Source organism: Thalassobaculum fulvum (assembly GCF_014652915.1).
GTDB classification, from domain to species: domain Bacteria; phylum Pseudomonadota; class Alphaproteobacteria; order Thalassobaculales; family Thalassobaculaceae; genus Thalassobaculum_A; species Thalassobaculum_A fulvum.
On the sequence record NZ_BMZS01000001.1, the window covers coordinates 79,058 to 99,707 of the forward strand.

Sequence of the window (20,650 nt, forward strand, 5' to 3'; positions counted from 1 at the left end):
ACGTCTGCCATGCTCGGCGCATCGGTGACATCCGCCGTCGCGGTCCTGCACAGCCTGGGCATTCTCGCGCTCATGGCGATCGGGATCTCGATGCTGCAACCGGGTCGTTCGGGCGACACGCCGGGCTGGCAGCGGTCGGTGACGATGGGCGCGGTGTTCGGGTTGGCGGTGGCGATCGTGATGGCCGACCCGGTGGTGTTCCCGATGGGCGCCACCATCGACCCGCGGGGCGGACCGGCCATGCTGGCCGGTGTCTACGGCGGACCGGCGGCCGCGGTGGTCGCCGGCGCGATCGGCGGCGCGATGCGGGGATGGATCGGCGGCCCCGGGGCGGTCGGCGGCATGACCGGCATCGCGGTCTACACCATCGTCGGCATCCTGGGCTGGGCGCTGCTGCGACGGCAGGCTAGCCGGCCGAGCCTGACCTGGCTCCTCGGATTCGCCGTGATCGGGACGCTGTGCGCCCTGCCGACGGCGTTCCTGCTGCCGGATTGGCGAATGGGGTTCGAGCTGCTGTCCAAGGCCTGGTGGCTGGTGCTCACCGGCAACGTCACCGGGGTGCTGGTGCTCGGCTTCCTGCTCGAGCAGGACTGGCGCCGCCGCAGCCTCGAGCAGGAGCTTCGGCAGACCGAGTCCCGGACCCGGGCGGCGGCCGAGGCCAAGACCCGGTTCCTGGCGTCCATGAGCCACGAGATCCGGACCCCGATGAACGCCGTGGTCGGCTTCGTCGACCTGCTGCGCGACTCCAAGCTCGACAGCTTCCAGCGCCGCTGCACCGACCAGATCGGCGACGCCGCGCAGGGCCTGCTGCGGATCATCGACGACATCCTCGACTTCGCGAAGATCGACTCCGGCGGGGTCGCCCTCGACCTGCGGCCGGTCGACGTGGTGGAGCTGGTCGAGAGCTGCCGGGAAATGCTGCTGCCGCAGCTCGAGGCCAAGGGCATCGCCTGTACCCTCGACCTCCCGAGCGACCTGCCCGGGACGGTCGAGGCCGACCCCGTCCGGCTTCGGCAGGTCCTGCTGAACCTGCTCGGCAACGCGGTCAAGTTCACCGATGCCGGGCGGATCGCCGTGTCGGTCCGGCACGCGGCCGGCCCAGCCGACGCGCCGGGCGATCTGACCATCACCATCGCCGACAGCGGGATCGGCATGACCGAGGCCGAGATGGCGCAGCTGTTCAGCCCGTTCGTCCAGGGCGACCATGTCGGCCGCGGCGGCACCGGTCTCGGCCTGGTGATCAGCCGGATGCTGGTCCAGGCGATGGGCGGCGAGCTGACGGTGGAGAGCACCCGCGGCGAGGGCACCACGGTGACGGTCCGGGTGCCGGTTCGCCGGAGCACGGCAGCGGTGCCGAAGTCCGCCGTCGGCGGCGCGGCTCCCGGCAAGCCGGCCGGCCTGCGGATCCTGGTCGCCGAGGACGTGCCGCTGAACGCCGAGATGCTGGAAGTCACGCTGCGCCAGTCGAACCATTCGGTGCTCGTCGTCCCCGACGGCCAGCAGGCGGTCGACGCCGTGCGCGGCTCGCCCTTCGACCTGGTCCTGATGGACGTGCAGATGCCGGTGATGGACGGGTTGGCCGCGACCCGTGCGATCCGCGCCCTGGACGGCCCGGCCGCCGCCGTTCCGATCGTCGCGCTCACCGCCTACGCCTCGCGCGAGGATCTCCGGGCCTGCCTGGACGCCGGCATGAACGACTTCCTGACCAAGCCGCTGGAGCGTGCCAAGCTCGAGGAAGTGCTGCAGCGCTGGGGCGGGGCCGGGAGCACCCGGCCGGCGCCGGCCGTGAGTCCGCCGGAGCTGCCGCCCGATCCCGTCGCGGCCGCCGCGGAGGGTCCGCCGGACCGCGGCGCGGACGGGAGCCTGACCCGGATCGGCGAGTTGCTGGACCGGCTGGCGGGACTCGAACGCGACGACCGCGAGGCGGTCCGGTCGACCGCCCTCAACCTGGTCGCGGCGTCCGGCGATGCCGGTCTCGACTCCCTGGCCGACCGGTCGCGCCGGCTGGTGGCGGCGGCGCCGCGCTCCAACGTCGAGGCCCTCAACGCGCTGATCGAGGACGTCGCCGACGCCGGGCGACGCTCGCTGCGGACCCTCGATCCGACCGCCGGCGGAGATCGCCGTTGACAGCCGGCGCCGGCCGGCCATGCTGCGCGCCATGGAGACGGTCTGGGGCACCACGGTGGCGATCGACGGTCGGGCGGTGTTGCTCCGCGGGCCGTCGGGCGCCGGCAAGTCGGACGTGGCGCTCCGGCTGATCGACGCCGGGGCCGGCCTGGTCGCGGACGACCGGACCGAGCTGGTGCGCGAGGGCGACCGGTTGGTGGCCCGGGCGCCGGAGGCGTTGCGCAACCGACTCGAGGTTCGCGGCATCGGGATCGTGACGATCGCCTCGGTGCCGCGCGCGCCGCTGGTCCTGGCGGTCGACCTGGTGCCTCCGGAACAGGTGCCGCGGCTGCCGGATCCCGGCCGCTGGACCCATGCCGGGGTGTCGATCCCGCTGATCGTGCTGGCCGCCTTCGAAGCTTCGGCGCCGGCCAAGATCCGGTTGGCCCTGCGCATGGTGACCGACGAATGACCCCCGACCGATCAATGACTGGCGGCCGACCGAGGCGCCGGCCGTGAGCGATCCGGGCGAACAGGCCGGCCGGACCCTGGTGGTGCTGGTCACCGGGCTCAGCGGCGCCGGGCGGACCTCCACCCTGAAGATCCTGGAGGACGAGGGGTTCGAGGCGGTCGACAACCTGCCGCTGTCGCTGCTGCCGATCCTGCTGGCGCCGGGCCGCGGCGGGGACGCGCCGGCGGGCACCGGGTCGGTCGCGATGGGGGCGACGCGGCTGGCGGTCGGCGTCGACCTGCGGACCCGCGGCTTCGACCAGCGGCTGTTGCTCGACCAGCTGACGGCGCTGCGCGCCCGCTCCGATCTCGACCTTCGCGTGGTCTACCTGGACTGCGACGACGCCGTGCTGATCCGCCGCTTCACCGAGACCCGGCGCCGGCACCCGCTGGCGACCGACCGGCCGGTCGCCGACGGCATCCGGATCGAGCGCGAGGTCATGATGCCGCTGCGCGAGGCGGCCGACGTGGTGATCGACACCTCGGCGCTGACCCTCGCGACCTTCCGGCAGGCGCTGGCGGCGGCGCTGGCGGTCGGCGGCGGGCGGCAGATGACCGTGACGGTGCTGTCGTTCGCGTTCCGCGGCGGCCTGCCGCGCGAGGCCGACATGGTGTTCGACGTGCGGTTCCTCGACAACCCGCACTACGTCGAGGAGCTGCGCCCGCATGACGGTCGCGACCCGGCGGTCGCCGCCCATGTCGGGCGCGATCCCGACTTCGAACCGTTCCTGGCGCGCCTGCAGGCGCTGCTGGAACCGCTGCTGCCGCGCTACCAGAGCGAGGGCAAGAGCTACCTGACGATCGCGGTCGGCTGTACCGGCGGCAAGCACCGCTCGGTGGTCACCGCCGAACGGCTGGCGGCGTGGTTGAAGAGCCTCGGCACTCCTGTCACGCTCAGGCATCGCGACCTGCCGGCAGCGGCAGGGGAGGGGGAGCAGTCGACGACCGGAGAGGCGACGAATGGCTGACGATCATGGGAATGGCTGACGCCGGGACCGGGGACCCGGTGATCGGTCTGGTGCTGGTGACGCATGGCCGGCTCGCCGAGGAGCTGCGGCTGGTCATGGAGCACGTCGTCGGGCCGCAGACGGCCATCGCGACGGTCTGCATCGGGCCGGACGACGACATGGAGCAGCGCCGGCGCGAGATCCTGGAGCGCGTCGACGCCATGGATTCCGGGAGCGGCGTCGTGGTCCTGACCGACATGTTCGGCGGCACCCCGTCGAACCTCGCGATCTCGATCCTCGACCGGCCCGGAGTCGAGGTCATCGCCGGCGTCAACCTGCCGATGCTGATCAAGCTGGCGAGCGCGCGGGTCGGCGGCACGCTGGCCGAGGCGGCGGCGGCGGCCCGCGACGCCGGGCGCAAGTACATCTCGATCGCCTCCGAGGTGCTCGGCGGCGCGGGGCGGTGACATGGCTGGCAGCGCCGGACGGGGCGGCCGGCCGGCCGCGGGGACGGGTCGATGACGGCGCGTCGGGTCCTCCTCATCACCAACAAGCGCGGCCTGCATGCGCGGGCCGCCGCCAAGTTCGTGCAGTGCGCCGGCTCGTTCGACGCCGAGGTCGCGGTGCGCAAGGACGGCCAGACGGTGTCCGGGCGCTCGATCATGGGCCTGATGATGCTGGCGGCCTCGCCCGGGAGCTCCATCGAGGTGGTGGCCGACGGCCCGCAGGCCACCGCCGCCGTCGAGGCGATCGCCGTCCTGGTCGACGGCAAGTTCGATGAAGACTGAGCGCGGCCGGAAACGCGGTGCCCGGCCCGTCGTGTTCGACGGCATCGGCGTCTCGGCCGGGATCGCCATCGGCCCGGCCTACGTGCTGGAGGGCGGGATCGCCCAGGTTCCGGAGTTCGCGGTGGCCCCCGAGGCGGTCGACGCCGAGATCGAGCGGTTCCGCGGTGCGCTCGCCAGGGCGCGGCGGCAGGTGCGCAAGCTGCGCCGCAAGGCCGAGGCGCTGCCGGAGTCGGTGCTGGAGGAGCTCGGCCCGCTGCTCGACGCCCACGGCGCCATGCTGGAGTCCAGCCGCCTGGCCGGCGGCGTCGAGACCGCCATCCGGACCCGGGCGGTCAACGCCGAGGCTGCGGTCCAGGCCGTCGTCGGCCAGCTGGTCCGCGGCCTGGAGGCGGTCGGCGACGCCTATCTGGCGTCGCGCGGCCAGGACATCCGCGAGGTCGGCGACCGCATCCTGCGGCACCTGACGGCGACCCCGTACCACGCGTTCTCGATGCTGACCCCGGGCACCATCGTGGTCGCCGAGGAGCTGAGCCCGGCCGACACCGCGCTGATGGACCCGGCCCTGGTCGCCGGCTTCGCGACCGCGCTCGGCGGTGCCGACAGCCATACCGCGATCATGGCGCGCTCCATGGGGATCCCGGCGGTGCTCGGGGTGCCGGCGGTGTCGGCCCGGGTCCGCTCGGGCGTCCGGCTGATCGTCGACGGCGAGGCCGGCCGGATCGTGGTCGACCCGGACCCCGAGACGCTCGCCGAGTACCGCCGCAAGGCCGAGGCCCGGCGGCGGCTGGAGCGCCAGCTCAACCGGCTGCGCGGGCTGCCGGCGGTGACGACCGACGGCGTGCGGATCGGCCTGCAGGCCAACCTGGAGCTGCCGCGCGACCTCGACACCGCCCTGCACGGTGGCGCCGAGGGCATCGGCCTGCTGCGCACCGAGTTCCTGTTCATGAACCGCCCCGACCTGCCGAGCGAGGACGAGCAGTACGCCGCCCTCCGGCACATGGTGGAGACCCTGGACGGCCGGCCGGTCACCATCCGCACCCTCGACGTCGGCGGCGAGAAGCTGGCCACCGCGCTCGGCGAGCGGATCGCGGAATCGGCCAACCCCGCACTCGGCCTGCGCGCCATCCGCCTGGCGCTGAAGGAGCCGAAGCTGCTGGAGACCCAGCTGGCGGCGATCCTGCGGGCCGGGGCGCACGGGCCGGTGCGGATCCTGCTGCCGATGATCTCGTCGGTGGGTCAGGTGCGGGCGGTGCGCGCGATCCTGGCCCGGGTGGTGAGCCGCCTCAAGCGCCGCAAGGTGCCGATCGCCAACCCGGTGCCGCCGCTCGGCGTGATGATCGAGGTGCCGGGTGCGGCCCTGACCGCCGACGCGCTGGCCCGCGAGTGCGACTTCATGGCGCTCGGGACCAACGACCTGACCATGTATACGCTGGCGATCGACCGCGGCGACGAGCAGGTCGCCGACCTGTACAACCCGCTGCACCCGTCGGTGCTGCGGCTGATCCAGTTCACGGTCGAGGCCGCCCACCGCAACGCCATCCCGGTCAGCGTCTGCGGCGAGATCGCCGGCGACCCGCGCTATGCGCCGCTGCTGGTCGGGCTCGGGGTCGGCGAGCTGTCGATGGCCGGCACCGCGCTGCCGCGGGTCAAGCAGCGCATCCGCCGGCTGGCCGCCGGCCCGGCGACCCAGCGCGCCCGCGCCATCATGGACCAGGTCGACGAGACCCGGATCGCCACCCTGCTGGACGACTTCAACGAAGGACTCTGAGGCAGGCGGATAGCGGCTCGAAGCCGGCTTCCGCTCTGTTCCGCGCCTCGCGCTGCCACGTCCCGGCAATTCGGCCTCTCGGGCTCGCTTAGCCGATCCGATGCCAAACGTAGAGCCCTTGGCGGAAGACAGTCGCAGCACCAAGCCTGCCGTGACCCATCTCACGCTTGACGAACTGTCTTTCAAGAGAGACAGTTCGTGCTGATAGAAATTCGCCAGACCGACGTGTTCGCCAACTGGTTCGCACGGCTTCGGGACCGTCAGGCCCGCGCCCGGATCACCGCCCGTATCCGCCGCCTCTCGCTCGGCAATCTTGGCGACGTCAAGCCGGTCGGCGGCGGTGTGTCTGTCGGAGCTGCGCGTCGACCATGGCCCAGGCTATCGCCTGTACCTCGCGAGACACGGCGAGACCGTGGTCGTCCTGTTGTGCGGCGGCGACAAGCGCCGTCAGAGCCGCGACATAGCCCGCGCCATCCAATTGGCGCGAGACCTGACGAGGACGCCATGAAGCCGAGGACCCGTCCCTGGGACGCCGCGGAGACGCTGAACAGCAAGGAGGACATCGCCGCCTACCTCGACGCGGTTCTTGAGGACGGCGATCCCGAGTTGCTGAAGGCGGCCCTGGGCGACGTCGCCCGCGCGAAGGGAATGACCGACATCGCAAAGGCCACCGGCCTCGGCCGAACCAACCTCTACAAGGCACTGTCGCCCAGCGGGAATCCCGAGTTCGCGACGGTCGTCAGGGTCCTGAAGGCGCTCGGCCTGCGGCTCACCGTGGTGGCCTGACGACCCGAGAGCGGGTCGGGCGCCCCGATCACAGCGGCGCCAGATCCAGCGCCATGCGGTAGTCGCCGCGGTCGGTCAGGCCGAGCCGCCGGTAGAACCCGACCGCCGGGTTGTCGCGGGCGACCGTGAGCTCGATCCGGGTGCGGCCGGTGGCCCGGGCGTGGGCCTCGACCGCCGCCATCAGCGCCGTGCCGACGCCGCCGGTTCGGCAGTCCGGCTCGACCCAGAGATTGGCCACGAAGAACCAGTCGCCGCCGGTCCAGCTCGCATATTTCGGGAAGCCCTGCACGAACCCGACCGGCGCGCCGTCGGCGGCCTCGGCGATCCAGGCCTGGAAGCGCGCCGGCTCGTCCCAGCCGTCGCGCTCGAACGCCTCGAGGCCGATCGTCGGCTCGCGACCGTGCATGCGGGACAGCGCCACCAGCATGGCCAGCAGGGCGGGGGCGTCGCCGCGCTCGGCCCGCCGGACCCGGACGTCGCTCACGGCCCCCTCATTCAAGGCCGGTGCGGCTCGGCGAAATAGTCGGCCGAGCGCATCTCCATCAGCCGCGACACCGTGCGGTCGAACTCGAAGCCCCAGTCGCTGCCGGCGTACAGTTTCTCGGCCTCGGCGGCGGCCGAGCACACCAGGGTGACCCGGCGCTCGTACAGCGAGTCGATCAGCAGCATGAAACGCCGTGCCCGGTCGCGGATCGCATCGGTCATCAGCGGGACGTCGTCGATCAGCACCGCCCGGTAACGCCGGGCGAGCGCCAGGAAGTCGGCGGGCCCGAGCGGCCGGGCGCACAGCTCCTCGAAGCCGAACCGCGCCACCCCCTTGGCGGCGTGCGCCACCTCCAGCTCGCGGCCGTGCACCACCACGCTGTCCGGCTCCGGCTCGGCGCCGCCGGTCAGCTCGGCGAACAGCCGGTCGAGCGCGGCCCGCGCCGCCGCATCGGCCGGGGTGAAGAACAGGGTCTCGCCGACCAGCCGGTCGCGCCGGTAGTCGGTGCCGTCGCCGAGATCGACGACGTCGAGCCGCTCCTTCAGCAGCTCGATGAACGGCAGGAAGCGGTCGCGGTGCAGGCCGCCCTTGTACAGGTCGTCGGGCGGCCGGTTGGAGGTGGTGACCACCACCACGCCGCGCTCGAACAGGGCGGTGAACAGCCGCGCCAGGATCATCGCGTCGGCGATGTCCCGCACCTCCATCTCGTCGAAGCACAGCAGCGACACCTGGTCGGCGACGCTGGCCGCCGCCTGCAGGATCGGCGAATCGCCGGCGCCGCCGGCCTGGCGGAACCGGTGGATCAGCCCGTGCACCTCCTGCATGAACTCGTGGAAGTGCACCCGGCGCTTGGCCGCGACCGGGGCGGCCTCGAAGAACAGGTCCATCAGCATGGACTTGCCGCGCCCGACCGGGCCGAACAGGTACAACCCCGTTGGGGCGGCGGCCTCCCGGGAGCGGCGCAGGCCGAGCTTCGACAGCCAGCCGCCGGCCGAGGCCGAGCGCGCCTGCCAGCCGTCGACGGCACGCGCCAGGTCGTCGAGGCGGGCCGACGCGGCCTCCTGTTCGGGATCGCCCTTCAGCTCGCCGGACGCGACCCGCGCCCGGTAGCGGGCGAGCGGGCCGCCGGCCGGCGCCGGGGTCTCGGCCTCAGCGGCCGCCATTGACGTTCAGGATCGTGCCGACGCAGTAGCGGGCGGCGTCCGACAGCAGCCAGACGATCGCCTCGGCGACCTCCTCGGCGGTGCCGGCCCGGCCGATCGGCACGGTGGCGCCCAACCGCTGGGCCCGGTCGGGGGCGCCGGCGGTGGCGTGGATGTCGGTGTCGATCATGCCCGGCGCGACGGCGTTCACCCGGATGCCCTCGCCGGCGACCTCGCGGCCGAGGCCGAGGGTCCAGGCGTCGACCGCGCCCTTGGAGGCGGCGTAGTGCACGAACTCGTTCGGCGAGCCGATGCGCGGTGCGATCGACGACAGGTTCACGATCGCCCCGCCCTGGCCGCCGCGCTTGGTCGACATCCGGCGGACCGCCTCGCGGTTGGCGATCATCAGGCCGATGACGTTGAGGCCGACGACCGCGCGCATGGCGTCGGTGGTCATGTCCTCGACCCGGGTGATCGAGCCGGTGATGCCGGCGTTGGCGACCAGCCCGCCGACCGCTCCGAGTTCGCGCTCGGCGGTCTCGAACAGCCGCAGGATGTCGGCCTCCTCGGCCATGTCGCCCTGCACCGTGATGGCCCGCCGGCCGGCCGCCCGGACCGCCTCGGCGGTCTGCTCGGCGGCCGCCGCGTTGCCGGCGTAGTTGACGGCGACGTCCCAGCCCCGGGCGGCGGCGAGGCGGCAGACCGCCGCCCCGATGCCGCGCGAACCGCCGGTCACGATCAGTACCTTTCCGGACATCCTGCCCTCCCCGCTGGTCTCGGTGTCGATGTGTCGGCTACTCGGTCGGCGCGACCGCCGCCAGGGTGACGCGGGCGGTCAACGTCGCCTTCTCGGCCCCGGCCAGGCCGCCGCCGGCGTCGGCCATCTTCATGGCACCGCCCGCTTGCTCGGCCCGCGCCATGGTCATCATGCGTGGCTGCGGCCGAAAGCCGGTGGTGAAGTCGATCATCCGGATCCGGAAGTCGCGGTCGGCGAAGGCGCCGTTCAGGGCGGCCAGCTCGCGCGCCACCCTGCCGTAGATCCGGGCCCGCAGCCGGTCGACCACGGCCTCGCGCTCGGCCAGGGTCGGGGTGTACTCGATCGACGCGACCGACAGCGCCCGGCCCGGCCTGGTGGCCTCCCTGGCCTTGCCGGCGAGCTCGGCCAGTGCGGCCTCCGGCACCCGCGCCTCGGCGACCAGCCGCCAGCGCTCGAAGCCGGCGTCGTCGCCGAGCTTTCCGAAATCGACGATCCGCCACTCGGCCCCGGTGCCGAAGCCCTGCAGCGTCGCCACCAGGTCCTGGCGGGCGGCCCCGAACTTGCCGGCCTCGACCGCCAGGTCGGCGCCGAGCCGCACGGTGGCGGTGTCGGTCTCGACCCAGTCCTCGACCGAGAGTTCCAGCATCACCTCGTCGTCGGCCGCGCCCTGGCGCTCGATCGCGGGGGCGCCGCCGGCCCCGGCCTCCGGCACGGCGGTCTGGGCGTGCACCGGTGCCCCCGGCAGGGCGACCGCGGCGAGCAGGATCAGGGCGGCGGGAAACGGGCTGGATCGAAGCATGGCGAATCCTTTCGTCCGATGGGAAACGGACGGCGACGCGACCATAGCCAGCAGGCGAAAGGATGGCAATCGAGGGGCGGCGATGGCCGCAAGCATCCGCCGCCCGTCACGCCGTGGGTTCCGGATCCGTGCCGCCGCGGGCGGACCGGTCCGGAATGACGGAGGGGAGGGGCGGACTCGGCCGGTCGCCAAGTTTCCCAACTCGTCATTCCGGGCAAGCGTAGCGCGACCCGGAACCCACGAGACGCCGGGCGAGAACCGCGGCTACTGCCGGGCCACCATCAGCTTCTTGATCTCGGCGATCGCCTTCGCCGGGTTCAGGCCCTTCGGGCAGGTCTTGGTGCAGTTCATGATGGTGTGGCAGCGGTACAGCCGGAACGGGTCCTCCAGCGCGTCGAGACGCTCGCCGGTGTACTCGTCGCGGCTGTCGGCGATCCAGCGGTAGGCCTGCAGCAGCACCGCCGGGCCGAGATAGCGGTCGCCGTTCCACCAGTAGCTCGGGCACGAGGTCTGGCAGCAGAAGCACAGCACGCACTCCCACAGCCCGTCGAGCTTGGCGCGCTCCTCCGGGCTCTGCCGGCGCTCCTCGGTCGGCGAGGGCGGTGTGTCGGCCTGCAGCCAGGGCTGCACCGAGGCGAGCTGGGTGTACGGCACCGTCAGGTCGGGGACCAGATCCTTGATCACCGGCATGTGCGGCAGCGGGTAGATCGCGACGTCGCCCTCGACCTCCTCGATCGGCTTCAGGCAGGCCAGCGTGTTGGTGCCGTCGATGTTCATCGCGCACGACCCGCAGATGCCCTCGCGGCAGGACCGCCGGAAGGTCAGGGTGGTGTCGACCTCGTTCTTGATCTTGATCAGCGCGTCCAGGACCATCGGCGCGCAGTCGTCGAGGTCGATCTCGTAGGTGTCGAGCCGCGGGTTGCCGCCCTTCTCGGGGTCCCAGCGGTAGATCTTGAACTTCTTGACCCGCTTGGCGCCCTCCGGCGCCTTGTAGGTGTCGCCAATCTTGACCTTGGAGTTGGCGGGCAGGGTGAACTCGGCCATCGATGATCCCCGTCTGACGGTGGGAGCGGTGCGGAAGCGGGCGCGTCAGTAGACGCGCGCCACCGGCGGGATGCTCTCCACCTCGTTCGAAAGCGTGTTCATGTGGACGTCGCGGTACATCACGGTGTGCTGGTTCTTGTCGTCCAGCCACATGACGGTGTGCTTCATCCAGTTCGCGTCGTCGCGGTCCGGGAAGTCCTCGTGGGCGTGCGCCCCGCGGCTCTCCTTGCGCAGCGACGCCGAGGTCAGGGTCACGATCGCCTGGCTCATCAGGTTCTCGAGCTCCAGCGCCTCGACCAGGTCGGAGTTCCAGATCAGCGAGCGGTCGTTCAGGCCGAGGTCGGCCATCGAGCCGGCGACCTCGTGCAGCTTCTTGATGCCGCCCTGCATCAGTTCGTCGGTGCGGAACACCGCGGCGTGGGTCTGCATTGTGCGCTGCATGTCCAGGCGGATCTTGCCGGCGTTGGTGCCGCCCTTGGCGTTGCGCATGCGGTCGAGGCGCTCGATCGCCTTCTCGCTGGCGTCGGCCGGCAGCGGCTTGTGGCCCTCGCCCGGCTTCACTGTCTCGGCGGCGCGGTGGGCGGCGGCCCGGCCGAACACCACGATGTCGAGCAGCGAGTTGGTGCCGAGGCGGTTGGCGCCGTGCACCGACACGCAGGCCGCCTCGCCGATCGCCATCAGGCCCGGGACCACCCGGTCCGGGTCGCTCGCGGTCGGGGCGATCACCTCGCCGTGGTAGTTGGTCGGGATGCCGCCCATGTTGTAGTGCACGGTCGGCAGCACCGGGATCGGCTCCTTGGTGACGTCGGCGCCGGCGAAGATCTTGGCGGTCTCCGAGATGCCCGGCAGGCGCTGGTGCAGGACTGCCGGGTCCAGGTGCTCCAGGTGCAGCATGATGTGGTCCTTGTTCGGACCGACGCCGCGCCCTTCGTTGATCTCGATGGTCATCGCCCGGCTGACCACGTCGCGCGAGGCCAGGTCCTTGGCGGTCGGCGCGTAGCGCTCCATGAAGCGCTCGCCCTCGGAGTTGGTGACGTAGCCGCCCTCGCCGCGCGCGCCCTCGGTGATCAGGCAGCCGGCGCCGTAGATGCCGGTCGGGTGGAACTGCACGAACTCCATGTCCTGCAGCGGCAGGCCGGCGCGCAGCACCATGGCGTTGCCGTCGCCGGTGCAGGTGTGGGCCGACGTGCAGGAGAAGTAGGCGCGGCCATAGCCGCCGGTCGCCAGCACCGTCTGGTGGGCGCGGAACCGGTGGATGGTGCCGTCCTCCAGGCACAGCGCCATGACCCCGCGGCACGCCCCTTCCTCGTCCATGATCAGGTCGAGGGCGAAGTACTCGACGAAGAACTCCGCGTGGTTGCGCAGCGACTGCTGGTACAGGGTGTGCAGGATGGCGTGGCCGGTGCGGTCGGCGGCGGCGCAGGCCCGCTTGGCCATGGCCTTGCCGTGGTTCAGCGTGTGGCCGCCGAACGGCCGCTGGTAGATCTTGCCCTCGTCGGTACGCGAGAACGGCACGCCGAAATGCTCGAGCTCGATCACAGCCGGAATGGCGTTGCGGCACATGTACTCGATCGCGTCCTGGTCGCCGAGCCAGTCGGAGCCCTTGACGGTGTCGTACATGTGGAAGCGCCAGTTGTCGCCCTCGCCCATGTTGTCGAGCGCGGCGCCGATGCCGCCCTGGGCGGCGACGGTGTGGCTGCGGGTCGGGAACACCTTGGTGATGCAGGCGGTCTTCAGCCCCTCCAGGGTCATGCCGAGGGTGGCGCGCAGACCGGCGCCGCCGGCCCCGACCACCACCACGTCGTACTCGTGGTCGACGATCTTGTAGGATTCCATGACCTCAGCCTCCGAACGACACACGCAGGACCGCGACGATCCCGGCGACCGCCAGCAGCACGGCCGCGAACTTCACCGCGATCAGGGCGACGAGCTTGCAGCCCTCGCCGTGGACATAGTCCTCGATCACCACCTGGACACCGAGCTGGGCGTGCCAGAATGTCGCGGCGATCAGGAGGACCAGCAGCACGGTGACCGCCGGCGAGCCGATCCAGGTGACCGCCGCGGCATGGTCCATGCCGGCCATGCCGGCGACCGAGACCACGAACCACAGGGCCAGCGGCACCAGCGCGATCGCCGTCAGGCGCTGCATCCACCAGTGGTGAAACCCTTCCTTCGCCGAGCCGAGCCCGCGGACCCGTGCCAGCGGCGTGCGCATCGAGCGCATCGTCTTGCTTGCCATCTCTCGTGTCCTCCGCGCGCTCAGGCCGATGCGATCGCGATCGCCCAGGCGATCACGGTCAGCACCGCCGAGGCGATCACCGTCGCCCAGCCGGATTTGTAGACGGTCTCCAGCTCGAAGCCGTAGCCGGCGTCCCAGAACAGGTGCCGGATGCCGGCGCACAGGTGGTACATCAGCGCGTAGCTGAAGCCGAACAGGATCAGGTAGCCGAGCCAGGAGCCGAGGAAGCCCTGGACCGCCGCGAAGGCGTCCGGGCCGGCGGCGGCGGCGAGCAGCCACCACGTCAGCAGCAGGGTGCCGACCGCCAGGGCGATGCCGGTGATCCGGTGCGAAATCGACAGCACGCTGGTGAGCTGCGGCTTGTAGATCTGAAGATGCGGCGACAACGGCCGACGGTCAGCGCTCATTCGAACCCCCTCACGGGCAAACCCCCTTCACGGCGTTCCCTCGCGGACGGCGATCCCTGCGGGCTCCGCCCGATCGACTCCGAAAACCGGCGCGCGCGCTCCGTCGAGTCGACGCGGCCCTTATAGACCATTGCCGGGCCGGCACAAACCCGACGATTCACGCACTGCAGCAATCGATATAGAGCGCGGAAAACCCGGTGGCCAGCTATCCCCAGGCCGGGCCACGGTCCCGGCGACCGCGCCGCCGGCCGCCGCAACCGCCTGCACGCCCGCCTCTTTTTCGCGCCCGGGCCGTCAGGGCGCTGTGGATAGTTTCGTGGATAAGCATAGAACTCACTGTTCATAAATGTTGATGAATAACAACTCTTCTGAATCGCCCGCGATCTTGCATTTTTTCTTGCGCCCTACAAGTTCGTCCGGCACAGTTTGTTTATCGTGTGGGGTTCCGGTTAAGACAACGACGATCCGGAGCGGCTTGCCGTCTTTCGAATTGGCGTCGACGAACGGGACCCGGTCCGGGGTGTCGGCTCTTCTCCTGGGGCTGCGCACCGGTCCGCCGCCGATGCGGCCCGTCGATCCGACAGGTGGTGCGCCCGTGCCGCGCCGCCCGGGCCCGGAGATCTCCGCTCCGAGGCATGGCCGCCCCTTCGGGCCAAGGGAGGGGGTGTCCGGCGGGTCGGCGGCTCGTGTCCGGCGATGTGCGGACCGACGGGCCGGCTGCGGGCGCGGCCGTCGGCGGACAGCCGGCGGGGTCCGTGCCAAGACAGTCGCGAGGCGCCGCCGAGGGCTGCCCGCACCCATGCGATTGCGCCCGGTCCTGCCGGGCGACGGTCGGGCGCCGGGGTCGCGAGACTTCGGCGCCCGTTCCGTCTCGGCGACCGGTTCCGGGGTGCGACTCGCTTTCGCTTTTCCGGCGTCGTCCGCGTGCTAGGTTTCGTCGCATGGCAACCGCCCGCACGTTCATGCTGAGCGCCGCCGCCGCGGCCTTCCTCCTGCCGCTGACGGCGGGTCCGGCCCTGGCCGCCTGTACCGACCCGCCGCAGCCGGGCGTCGACTGGCGGCAGTGCAACTTCGACCGCTACGACCTGGCCCGGATCGACCTGACCGGCGCCCGGCTCGACAACGCCAGCTTCAACCGTGCGACGCTCGCCGGCACCGACTTCACCCGGCTCGAGGCCGGGCGGGTCCGGTTCCTCGGCGCCGACCTGACCGGCGCGGTGTTCGAGGCGGCGCGGCTGCGCGGCGCCGACTTCACCGAGGCCAAGCTGCAGGACGCGTCGTTCGTGAACGCCGACCTGGCGGACGCGCGGCTGGTATCGGCCAACCTGCGCGGCGCCGACCTGACCGGCGCCCGGCTGCGCGACGCCAACTTCTTCCGCGCCGACCTGTCGGGCGCCACCTGGATCGACGGCAAGCGGGTGTGCGCGGAGGGATCGATCAGCTTCTGCCGCTGACCGCGGCGTCGCCGGCCGCCGGCGCCGCCCGGATGCCGTCGAGGAACAGCCGCACCGCGTAGCGGACCCGACGGTCGATCTCGTCCTCGGTCACCGGCCGCCCCGGCAGGATCAGCCCCTTCATGAAGAACTCGCCGACGACCATGCCCAGGAAGATCTGGGCGGCGTCCTCGGGGTCCTCGACCCGCAGCCCGTTGCCCTCGGCGAGCTTGCGCAGGCAGTCGGCGACCCGGGCCACCATCACCGACGGCCCGCTCTCCCAGAACGCCTCGGCGACGTCCGGGATGCGGCCGCTCTCGGAGACCAGCACCCGGACCACCGCGCGCACGTCGTCGTTCAGGATGCCGGTCAGGAAGCCGGTGGCGAACCGGACCAGCGCCTCCTCGGGCGGCACCGGTGCCGCCGGCCGGCCGGCCACCAGCAGGTCCAGGATCCGGCCGTTGGTCTCCTCCATCATCGCCCGGAACAGCCCGGCCTTGTCGCCGAACAGCTCGTAGATGGTCGCCCTCGACCCGCCGGCCGCCTCGACCAGGTCGCTCAACGTGGTGTTGTCGTAGCCCTTGGTCACGAACAGCCGGGCGGCCGCGTCCAGCAGGGCCCGCCGCCGCGCCTGCCCGCGCGGCCCGACCTGCCGGTCGGGCTCGCTGTCCCGTCGCATCGTCAATCACACCTCCCTTCGCCCTGCCGTCCTTGTCGACCTGTCGCCGATCGTGCCGGGGAACGGCTTGAACTGTACTGTACGTTACAGTACATAGTGCGTCCAGGCGCGTCGGAAACCGCCCCGCCGCCCGTTCGTGGTTCCGGGATCCGGAGATCCCGCGAGAGGACCGGTCATGTCACGATTGAGAATGCTGCGAAGGGCGGCGGTCGTCGCCCTGTTGACCGTTGGAGCCGCCGCCTGCGAGCAGCAGGGCCAGGGCACCGCCCACGCACCGAAGCAGGAGCAGCCGCCGGTCGAGGTCGGCGTCACCACCGTAGAGGCCCGCCGGCTGCCGGTGACCGTCGAGCTGCCGGGCCGGACCTCGGCGTTCCGGGTCGCCGAAATCCGCCCGCAGGTCGACGGCATCGTCCGCGAGCGGCTGTTCCGCGAGGGCGGCGAGGTCGCGGCCGGCCAGCCGCTGTACCGCATCGACCCGAAGCCCTACGAGGCCAGGCTGGCGAGCGCCAGGGCCGAGCTGCAGAAGGCCCAGGCCAACGTGGCGGCGACCAGCGCCAAGGCCCGGCGCTACAAGGAGCTGCTGACCTCGAACGCGGTCAGCCGGCAGAACTACGACGACGCCGTCGCCGCCCAGAAGCAGGCCGAGGCCGATGCCGCGGCGGCCCGCGCCGCCATCGAGGCGGCCGAGATCAACCTCGACTACACCACCGTGGTGTCGCCGATCGCCGGCCGGATCGGCAAGTCGGCGATCAGCGAGGGTGCGCTGGTCACCGCCAACCAGGCGACCGCCCTGGCGGTGGTGCAGCAGCTCGATCCGATCTACGTCGACCTGTCGCAGTCGCTGGCGCAGCTGGCGCAGCTGCGCCGCGACCTCGCGGCCGGCCGGGTCGAGGGCCACGACGCCGGGCGCCCGGCGGTCACCGTGCTGCTGGACACCGCCGGTACCGCCTATCCGGAGAAGGGCGAGCTGCTGTTCTCCGACGTCACCGTCGAGGCCGACACCAGCACCGTGCAGCTGCGCGCGGTGGTGCCGAACCCGCGCGCCGAGCTGCTGCCCGGGATGTTCGTGCGGGCCCGGGTCGAGCAGGGCGTGCGCGAGAACGCCATCCTGGTCCCGCAGCAGGCGGTGTTCCGCTCGGCCGACGGCGAGGCCCGGGTCTGGCTGGTCGGCGCCGACGACACCGTGTCGCCGCACGCGATCCAGACCGACAAGGCGGTCGGCAACGGCTGGCTGGTCTCCGCCGGGTTGAAGCCGGGCGACCGGATCGTGGTCGAGGGCCTGCAGAAGATCCGCCCCGGCACCAGGGTGTCGGCGGTCCCGAGCAAGGTTCAGGTGGTCGCCGAGCTCGCCCCCGGCACGCGCTGAGCGCGGCAGGAATTCAGGAACCCGATCATGGCGCAGTTCTTCATCGACCGGCCGGTGTTCGCCTGGGTGGTCGCGATCGTCATCATGCTGGCCGGGGCGCTGGCGATCGGCAGCCTGCCGGTCGAGCAGTACCCGAAGATCGCGCCGCCGGCGGTCACGGTGAACGCCAAGTACCCGGGCGCCTCCGCCAGGACCCTGGAGGACGCGGTCACCCAGGTCATCGAGCAGAAGATGACCGGCATCGACCACCTCCGCTACATGTCGTCGACCAGCGACTCGACCGGCGAGGCCCAGGTCACCCTGACCTTCGACGCCGGTGCCGATCCCGACATCGCCCAGGTCCAGGTCCAGAACAAGCTGCAGCTGGCGACCCCGCTGCTGCCGCAGGAGGTCCAGGAGCAGGGGCTGACGGTCACCAAGGCCACCAGCGACTTCCTGATGGTGGTCGGCTTCGTGTCGCCGGACGGCAGCCTCGCCCAGGGCGACATCGCCGACTACGTGGCGTCCAACCTGCAGAACCCGGTGAGCCGGGTGCCGGGGGTCGGCGACGTCACCGTGTTCGGTCCGCAGCACGCCATGCGGATCTGGCTCGACCCGAACCGGCTGTACAGCCACCAGCTCACCGCGGTCGACGTGATCGCGGCGATCCGGACCGAGAACGCCGAGGTCTCGGCCGGCCAGATCGGCGGCCTGCCGGCGGTGCCGGGCCAGCAGCTCAACGCCTCGATCATCGCCCAGACCCGCATGCAGTCGCCGGACGAGTTCGGCAACATCCTGCTCCGGGTGAACGCCGACGGCTCGCAGGTCCGGCTGCGCGACGTCGCCCGCATCGAGGTCGGCTCCGAGACCTACGCGGTCACCGCCCGCTACAACGGCAAGCCGGCGGCCGGCCTCGGCATCAAGCTGGCGGCCGGCGCCAACGCGCTCGACACCGCCGAGGCGGTGCGCGCCCGGATCGCCGAGTTCCAGCCGTTCTTCCCGCCGGGACTGGAAGCGATCTACCCGTACGACACCACCCCGTTCGTGCGGCTGTCCATCGAGGAGGTGATCAAGACCCTGGGCGAGGCGATCGTCCTGGTGTTCCTGGTCATGTACCTGTTCCTGCAGAGCTTCCGGGCGACCCTGATCCCGACCATCGCGGTGCCGGTGGTGCTGCTCGGCACCTTCGGGGTGCTGGCCGCGTTCGGGTACTCGATCAACACGCTGACCATGTTCGGCATGGTGCTGGCGATCGGCCTGCTGGTCGACGACGCCATCGTGGTGGTCGAGAACGTCGAGCGGGTGATGGCCGAGGACGGGCTGCCGCCGCGCGAGGCGACCCGCAAGTCGATGCGGCAGATCACCAGCGCCCTGGTCGGCGTCGCCCTGGTGCTGTCGGCGGTGTTCGTGCCGATGGCGTTCTTCGGCGGCTCGGCCGGCGCGATCTACCGGCAGTTCTCGATCACCATCGTGTCGGCGATGGCGCTGTCGGTCGTAGTCGCCCTGGTGCTGACCCCGGCGCTGTGCGCCACCCTCCTGAAGCCAGCCGCCGGCGGTCACGGGGTGAGCGGGCACGGGCCGGGCGGGCACGGGGCGGCGCGGCGCGGGCCGTTCGGCTGGTTCAACCGCGGCTTCGACGCCGCCAGCCGCGGCTATCAGGGGATCGTCGGGCGGACCGCCAACCGGTTCGCGCGCTACGGCGTCGCCTATGCGGCGATCGTCGCCGGCCTGGTCTGGGTGTTCCTGCAGCTGCCGAGCTCGTTCCTGCCGACCGAGGACCGCGGCACCCTGTTCGTGCTGTGGTCGGCGCCACCGGGCGCCACCCTGGAACGCACCCTGGAGACCTCCAAGACGGTCGAGCGCCACTTCCTGGAGTCCGAGACGCAGGCGGTCGAGGGGCTGTTCACGATCACCGGCTTCAGCTTCGCCGGCCGCGGCCAGAACATGGGCCTGGCGTTCGTGCGCCTGAAGGACTGGAGCGAGCGCGAGACCCCGGACCTGTCGGCCGCCGCGGTCGCCGGGCGGGCGATGCGCAGCCTGTGGGCGGTCAAGGACGCCATGGTGTTCACCATCATGCCGCCGTCGGTGCCGGGCCTCGGCAACGCCACCGGCTTCGACCTGCAGTTGGTCGACCGCGCCGGCCTCGGCCACGCCGCCCTGCTGGGCGCCCGCAACCAGCTGCTCGGCCTGGCCGCGCGCGAGCCGGCCCTGGTCGGGGTGCGGCCGAACGGCATGGAGGACACCCCGCAGTACCGGGTCGAGGTCGACCGCGAGAAGGCGCGGGCGCTCGGCCTGTCGCTGGCGGACGTCAACAGCACCCTGGCGGCGGCCTGGGGCTCGTCCTACGTCAACGACTTCGTCGAGAAGGGCCGGATCAAGAAGGTCTACGTCCAGGGCGACGCGCGGTTCCGCATGCTGCCGAGCGACCTGGACCGCTGGTACGTCCGCAACGCCAAGGGCGACATGGTGCCGTTCGCCTCGTTCGCGACCGGCCGCTGGAGCTACGGCTCGCCCAAGCTCGAGCGCTACAACGGCGACCCGTCGATGAACCTCCAGGGCTCGGCCGCCCCGGGGATCAGCTCGGGCGAGGCGATGGCGACCATGGAGCGGCTGATGGCCCAGCTGCCGCCGGGCATCGGCTACGAGTGGACCGGCCTGTCCTACGAGGAGCGGCTGTCGGGCGCCCAGGCGCCGGCGCTGTACGCGATCTCGGTGCTGGTGGTGTTCCTGTGCCTGGCCGCGCTGTACGAGAGCTGGTCGGTGCCGGCGGCGGTCATCCTGGTGGTGCCGCTCGGCGTGCTCGGTGCGGTACTGGCGGCCCGGCTGGCCGGCCTGCCGAACGACATCTACTTCCAGGTGGCGCTGCTGACCACGGTCGGCCTGTCGGCCAAGAACGCCATCCTGATCGTCGAGTTCGCCAAGTCGCTGCGCGATTCCGGGGCCGGTCTGATCGAGGCCGTGGTCGAGGCGGCGCGCCAGCGCCTGCGGCCGATCCTGATGACCTCGCTGGCGTTCTGCCTCGGCGTGCTGCCGCTGGCGATCAGCACCGGCGCCGGATCGGAGAGCCGCAACGCGATCGGCCTCGGGGTGCTCGGCGGCATGATCTCGGCCACCGTGCTGGCGGTGTTCTTCGTCCCGGCGTTCTTCGTGGCGATCTACCGCTTCGTGGTGCGCCCGCCGGCCCAGGTCGAGTCGGCCCCCGAACCGGCCCCCGGTCCCGCCGAGTAGCGGCCGGGCCGAGCCGGCCCCGGCCGGCGTCGCCTCTTGCCGTCGCCGGGCCCGGGGGCTACCAAGCGGGAAGGCGCTGCCGGAGCGGCGGAGCCGACGTCGCGGAATGTGGGGCCGATGCATGCGACCTGACCGGCCACGACGCCCTGCCGACCCGGTCCCCCCGGTTCCGGGACCGGAGCTGTCCC

At 71.9% G+C, this 20,650-nt stretch carries 20 protein-coding genes; 11 read left to right on the top strand and 9 right to left on the bottom strand.

The window, feature by feature from the left end; translation table 11 throughout:
• Positions 1-9 precede the first annotated feature (9 nt).
• The 8 genes from IE246_RS00365 (at position 10) to IE246_RS00400 (ending at position 6,905) form a co-directional block, all read left to right on the top strand.
• Positions 10-2,127, top strand: coding sequence for an ATP-binding protein (locus tag IE246_RS00365; RefSeq protein WP_189986926.1), 2,118 nt, complete (start codon positions 10-12; stop codon positions 2,125-2,127).
• Between the two features lie 19 nt (positions 2,128-2,146).
• On the top strand, positions 2,147-2,578 hold the full coding sequence (locus IE246_RS00370) for an HPr kinase/phosphorylase (protein ID WP_189986927.1): 432 nt from the start codon (positions 2,147-2,149) through the stop codon (positions 2,576-2,578).
• Between the two features lie 43 nt (positions 2,579-2,621).
• On the top strand, positions 2,622-3,584 hold the full coding sequence (gene rapZ, locus IE246_RS00375) for an RNase adapter RapZ (protein WP_189986928.1): 963 nt from the start codon (positions 2,622-2,624) through the stop codon (positions 3,582-3,584).
• A 38-nt stretch (positions 3,585-3,622) separates the two neighbouring features.
• Positions 3,623-4,030: a PTS sugar transporter subunit IIA gene (locus IE246_RS00380; RefSeq protein WP_189987434.1), complete on the top strand. Its 408-nt coding sequence runs from the start codon at positions 3,623-3,625 to the stop codon at positions 4,028-4,030.
• Positions 4,031-4,081: 51 nt separating this feature from the next.
• The gene (locus tag IE246_RS00385; protein WP_189986929.1) at positions 4,082-4,351 is read left to right on the top strand and encodes an HPr family phosphocarrier protein; all 270 of its coding nucleotides are present in this window, start codon (positions 4,082-4,084) and stop codon (positions 4,349-4,351) included.
• Complete coding sequence (gene ptsP, locus IE246_RS00390; RefSeq protein ID WP_189986930.1) at positions 4,341-6,119, top strand: phosphoenolpyruvate--protein phosphotransferase; 1,779 nt, start codon at positions 4,341-4,343, stop codon at positions 6,117-6,119. The genes IE246_RS00385 and ptsP overlap by 11 nt, the downstream gene beginning before the upstream one ends.
• Before the next feature lie 340 nt (positions 6,120-6,459).
• Complete coding sequence (locus IE246_RS28215) at positions 6,460-6,627, top strand: type II toxin-antitoxin system RelE/ParE family toxin (RefSeq protein WP_308434467.1); 168 nt, start codon at positions 6,460-6,462, stop codon at positions 6,625-6,627.
• Positions 6,624-6,905, top strand: coding sequence for an addiction module antidote protein (locus IE246_RS00400; RefSeq protein WP_189986931.1), 282 nt, complete (start codon positions 6,624-6,626; stop codon positions 6,903-6,905). The genes IE246_RS28215 and IE246_RS00400 overlap by 4 nt, the downstream gene beginning before the upstream one ends.
• A 28-nt stretch (positions 6,906-6,933) precedes the next feature.
• Here the strand turns inward: IE246_RS00400 and IE246_RS00405 are convergent, their stop codons facing one another.
• The 8 genes from IE246_RS00405 to sdhC all read right to left on the bottom strand — a co-directional run bounded on the left by IE246_RS00405 (position 6,934) and on the right by sdhC (position 13,777).
• Positions 6,934-7,389, bottom strand: coding sequence for a GNAT family N-acetyltransferase (locus IE246_RS00405; protein WP_189986932.1), 456 nt, complete (start codon positions 7,387-7,389; stop codon positions 6,934-6,936).
• A gap of 11 nt (positions 7,390-7,400) precedes the next feature.
• On the bottom strand, positions 7,401-8,552 hold the full coding sequence (gene zapE / locus IE246_RS00410; protein WP_189986933.1) for a cell division protein ZapE: 1,152 nt from the start codon (positions 8,550-8,552) through the stop codon (positions 7,401-7,403).
• On the bottom strand, positions 8,539-9,288 hold the full coding sequence (locus IE246_RS00415; protein WP_189986934.1) for an SDR family oxidoreductase: 750 nt from the start codon (positions 9,286-9,288) through the stop codon (positions 8,539-8,541). Before IE246_RS00415 ends, zapE begins: the two co-directional genes overlap by 14 nt.
• Before the next feature lie 37 nt (positions 9,289-9,325).
• Positions 9,326-10,087: a hypothetical protein gene (locus IE246_RS00420; protein ID WP_189986935.1), complete on the bottom strand. Its 762-nt coding sequence runs from the start codon at positions 10,085-10,087 to the stop codon at positions 9,326-9,328.
• Positions 10,088-10,351: 264 nt separating this feature from the next.
• Positions 10,352-11,131, bottom strand: coding sequence for a succinate dehydrogenase iron-sulfur subunit (locus IE246_RS00425; RefSeq protein WP_189986936.1), 780 nt, complete (start codon positions 11,129-11,131; stop codon positions 10,352-10,354).
• Between the two features lie 45 nt (positions 11,132-11,176).
• Complete coding sequence (gene sdhA, locus IE246_RS00430; RefSeq protein WP_189986937.1) at positions 11,177-12,967, bottom strand: succinate dehydrogenase flavoprotein subunit; 1,791 nt, start codon at positions 12,965-12,967, stop codon at positions 11,177-11,179.
• 4 nt (positions 12,968-12,971) lie between these two features.
• Positions 12,972-13,370 carry a succinate dehydrogenase, hydrophobic membrane anchor protein gene (gene sdhD, locus IE246_RS00435; protein WP_189986938.1) on the bottom strand — a complete coding sequence of 133 codons (399 nt, stop codon included), beginning with the start codon at positions 13,368-13,370 and terminating at the stop codon, positions 12,972-12,974.
• Positions 13,371-13,390: 20 nt separating this feature from the next.
• The gene (gene sdhC / locus IE246_RS00440) at positions 13,391-13,777 is read right to left on the bottom strand and encodes a succinate dehydrogenase, cytochrome b556 subunit (protein WP_189986939.1); all 387 of its coding nucleotides are present in this window, start codon (positions 13,775-13,777) and stop codon (positions 13,391-13,393) included.
• Positions 13,778-14,718: 941 nt separating this feature from the next.
• Here sdhC and IE246_RS00445 point away from each other — a divergent pair.
• The gene (locus IE246_RS00445; RefSeq protein WP_229836138.1) at positions 14,719-15,231 is read left to right on the top strand and encodes a pentapeptide repeat-containing protein; all 513 of its coding nucleotides are present in this window, start codon (positions 14,719-14,721) and stop codon (positions 15,229-15,231) included.
• Here the strand turns inward: IE246_RS00445 and IE246_RS00450 are convergent.
• Positions 15,215-15,889: a TetR/AcrR family transcriptional regulator gene (locus IE246_RS00450; protein WP_189986940.1), complete on the bottom strand. Its 675-nt coding sequence runs from the start codon at positions 15,887-15,889 to the stop codon at positions 15,215-15,217. The genes IE246_RS00445 and IE246_RS00450 overlap by 17 nt on opposite strands.
• 175 nt (positions 15,890-16,064) lie before the next feature.
• Here IE246_RS00450 and IE246_RS00455 point away from each other — a divergent pair, with 175 nt between their 5' ends.
• Positions 16,065-17,255: an efflux RND transporter periplasmic adaptor subunit gene (locus tag IE246_RS00455; protein WP_189986941.1), complete on the top strand. Its 1,191-nt coding sequence runs from the start codon at positions 16,065-16,067 to the stop codon at positions 17,253-17,255.
• A gap of 27 nt (positions 17,256-17,282) precedes the next feature.
• Complete coding sequence (locus tag IE246_RS00460) at positions 17,283-20,462, top strand: efflux RND transporter permease subunit (RefSeq protein WP_189986942.1); 3,180 nt, start codon at positions 17,283-17,285, stop codon at positions 20,460-20,462.
• Positions 20,463-20,650: the final 188 nt, after the last annotated feature.

What these genes read in the sequence shown, in the direction of transcription:
- IE246_RS00365 (WP_189986926.1), top strand. Translation starts at nt 10, where the DNA reads ATGCTCGGCGCATCGGTGACATCCGCCGTCGCGGTCCTGCACAGCCTG.
- IE246_RS00370 (WP_189986927.1), top strand. Translation starts at nt 2,147, where the DNA reads ATGCTGCGCGCCATGGAGACGGTCTGGGGCACCACGGTGGCGATCGAC.
- IE246_RS00385 (WP_189986929.1), top strand. Translation starts at nt 4,082, where the DNA reads ATGACGGCGCGTCGGGTCCTCCTCATCACCAACAAGCGCGGCCTGCAT.
- ptsP (WP_189986930.1), top strand. Translation starts at nt 4,341, where the DNA reads ATGAAGACTGAGCGCGGCCGGAAACGCGGTGCCCGGCCCGTCGTGTTC.
- IE246_RS00400 (WP_189986931.1), top strand. Translation starts at nt 6,624, where the DNA reads ATGAAGCCGAGGACCCGTCCCTGGGACGCCGCGGAGACGCTGAACAGC.
- zapE (WP_189986933.1), bottom strand. Translation starts at nt 8,552, where the DNA reads ATGGCGGCCGCTGAGGCCGAGACCCCGGCGCCGGCCGGCGGCCCGCTC.
- IE246_RS00415 (WP_189986934.1), bottom strand. Translation starts at nt 9,288, where the DNA reads ATGTCCGGAAAGGTACTGATCGTGACCGGCGGTTCGCGCGGCATCGGG.
- IE246_RS00420 (WP_189986935.1), bottom strand. Translation starts at nt 10,087, where the DNA reads ATGCTTCGATCCAGCCCGTTTCCCGCCGCCCTGATCCTGCTCGCCGCG.
- IE246_RS00425 (WP_189986936.1), bottom strand. Translation starts at nt 11,131, where the DNA reads ATGGCCGAGTTCACCCTGCCCGCCAACTCCAAGGTCAAGATTGGCGAC.
- sdhA (WP_189986937.1), bottom strand. Translation starts at nt 12,967, where the DNA reads ATGGAATCCTACAAGATCGTCGACCACGAGTACGACGTGGTGGTGGTC.
- sdhD (WP_189986938.1), bottom strand. Translation starts at nt 13,370, where the DNA reads ATGGCAAGCAAGACGATGCGCTCGATGCGCACGCCGCTGGCACGGGTC.
- sdhC (WP_189986939.1), bottom strand. Translation starts at nt 13,777, where the DNA reads ATGAGCGCTGACCGTCGGCCGTTGTCGCCGCATCTTCAGATCTACAAG.
- IE246_RS00445 (WP_229836138.1), top strand. Translation starts at nt 14,719, where the DNA reads ATGGCAACCGCCCGCACGTTCATGCTGAGCGCCGCCGCCGCGGCCTTC.
- IE246_RS00450 (WP_189986940.1), bottom strand. Translation starts at nt 15,889, where the DNA reads ATGCGACGGGACAGCGAGCCCGACCGGCAGGTCGGGCCGCGCGGGCAG.
- IE246_RS00455 (WP_189986941.1), top strand. Translation starts at nt 16,065, where the DNA reads ATGTCACGATTGAGAATGCTGCGAAGGGCGGCGGTCGTCGCCCTGTTG.
- IE246_RS00460 (WP_189986942.1), top strand. Translation starts at nt 17,283, where the DNA reads ATGGCGCAGTTCTTCATCGACCGGCCGGTGTTCGCCTGGGTGGTCGCG.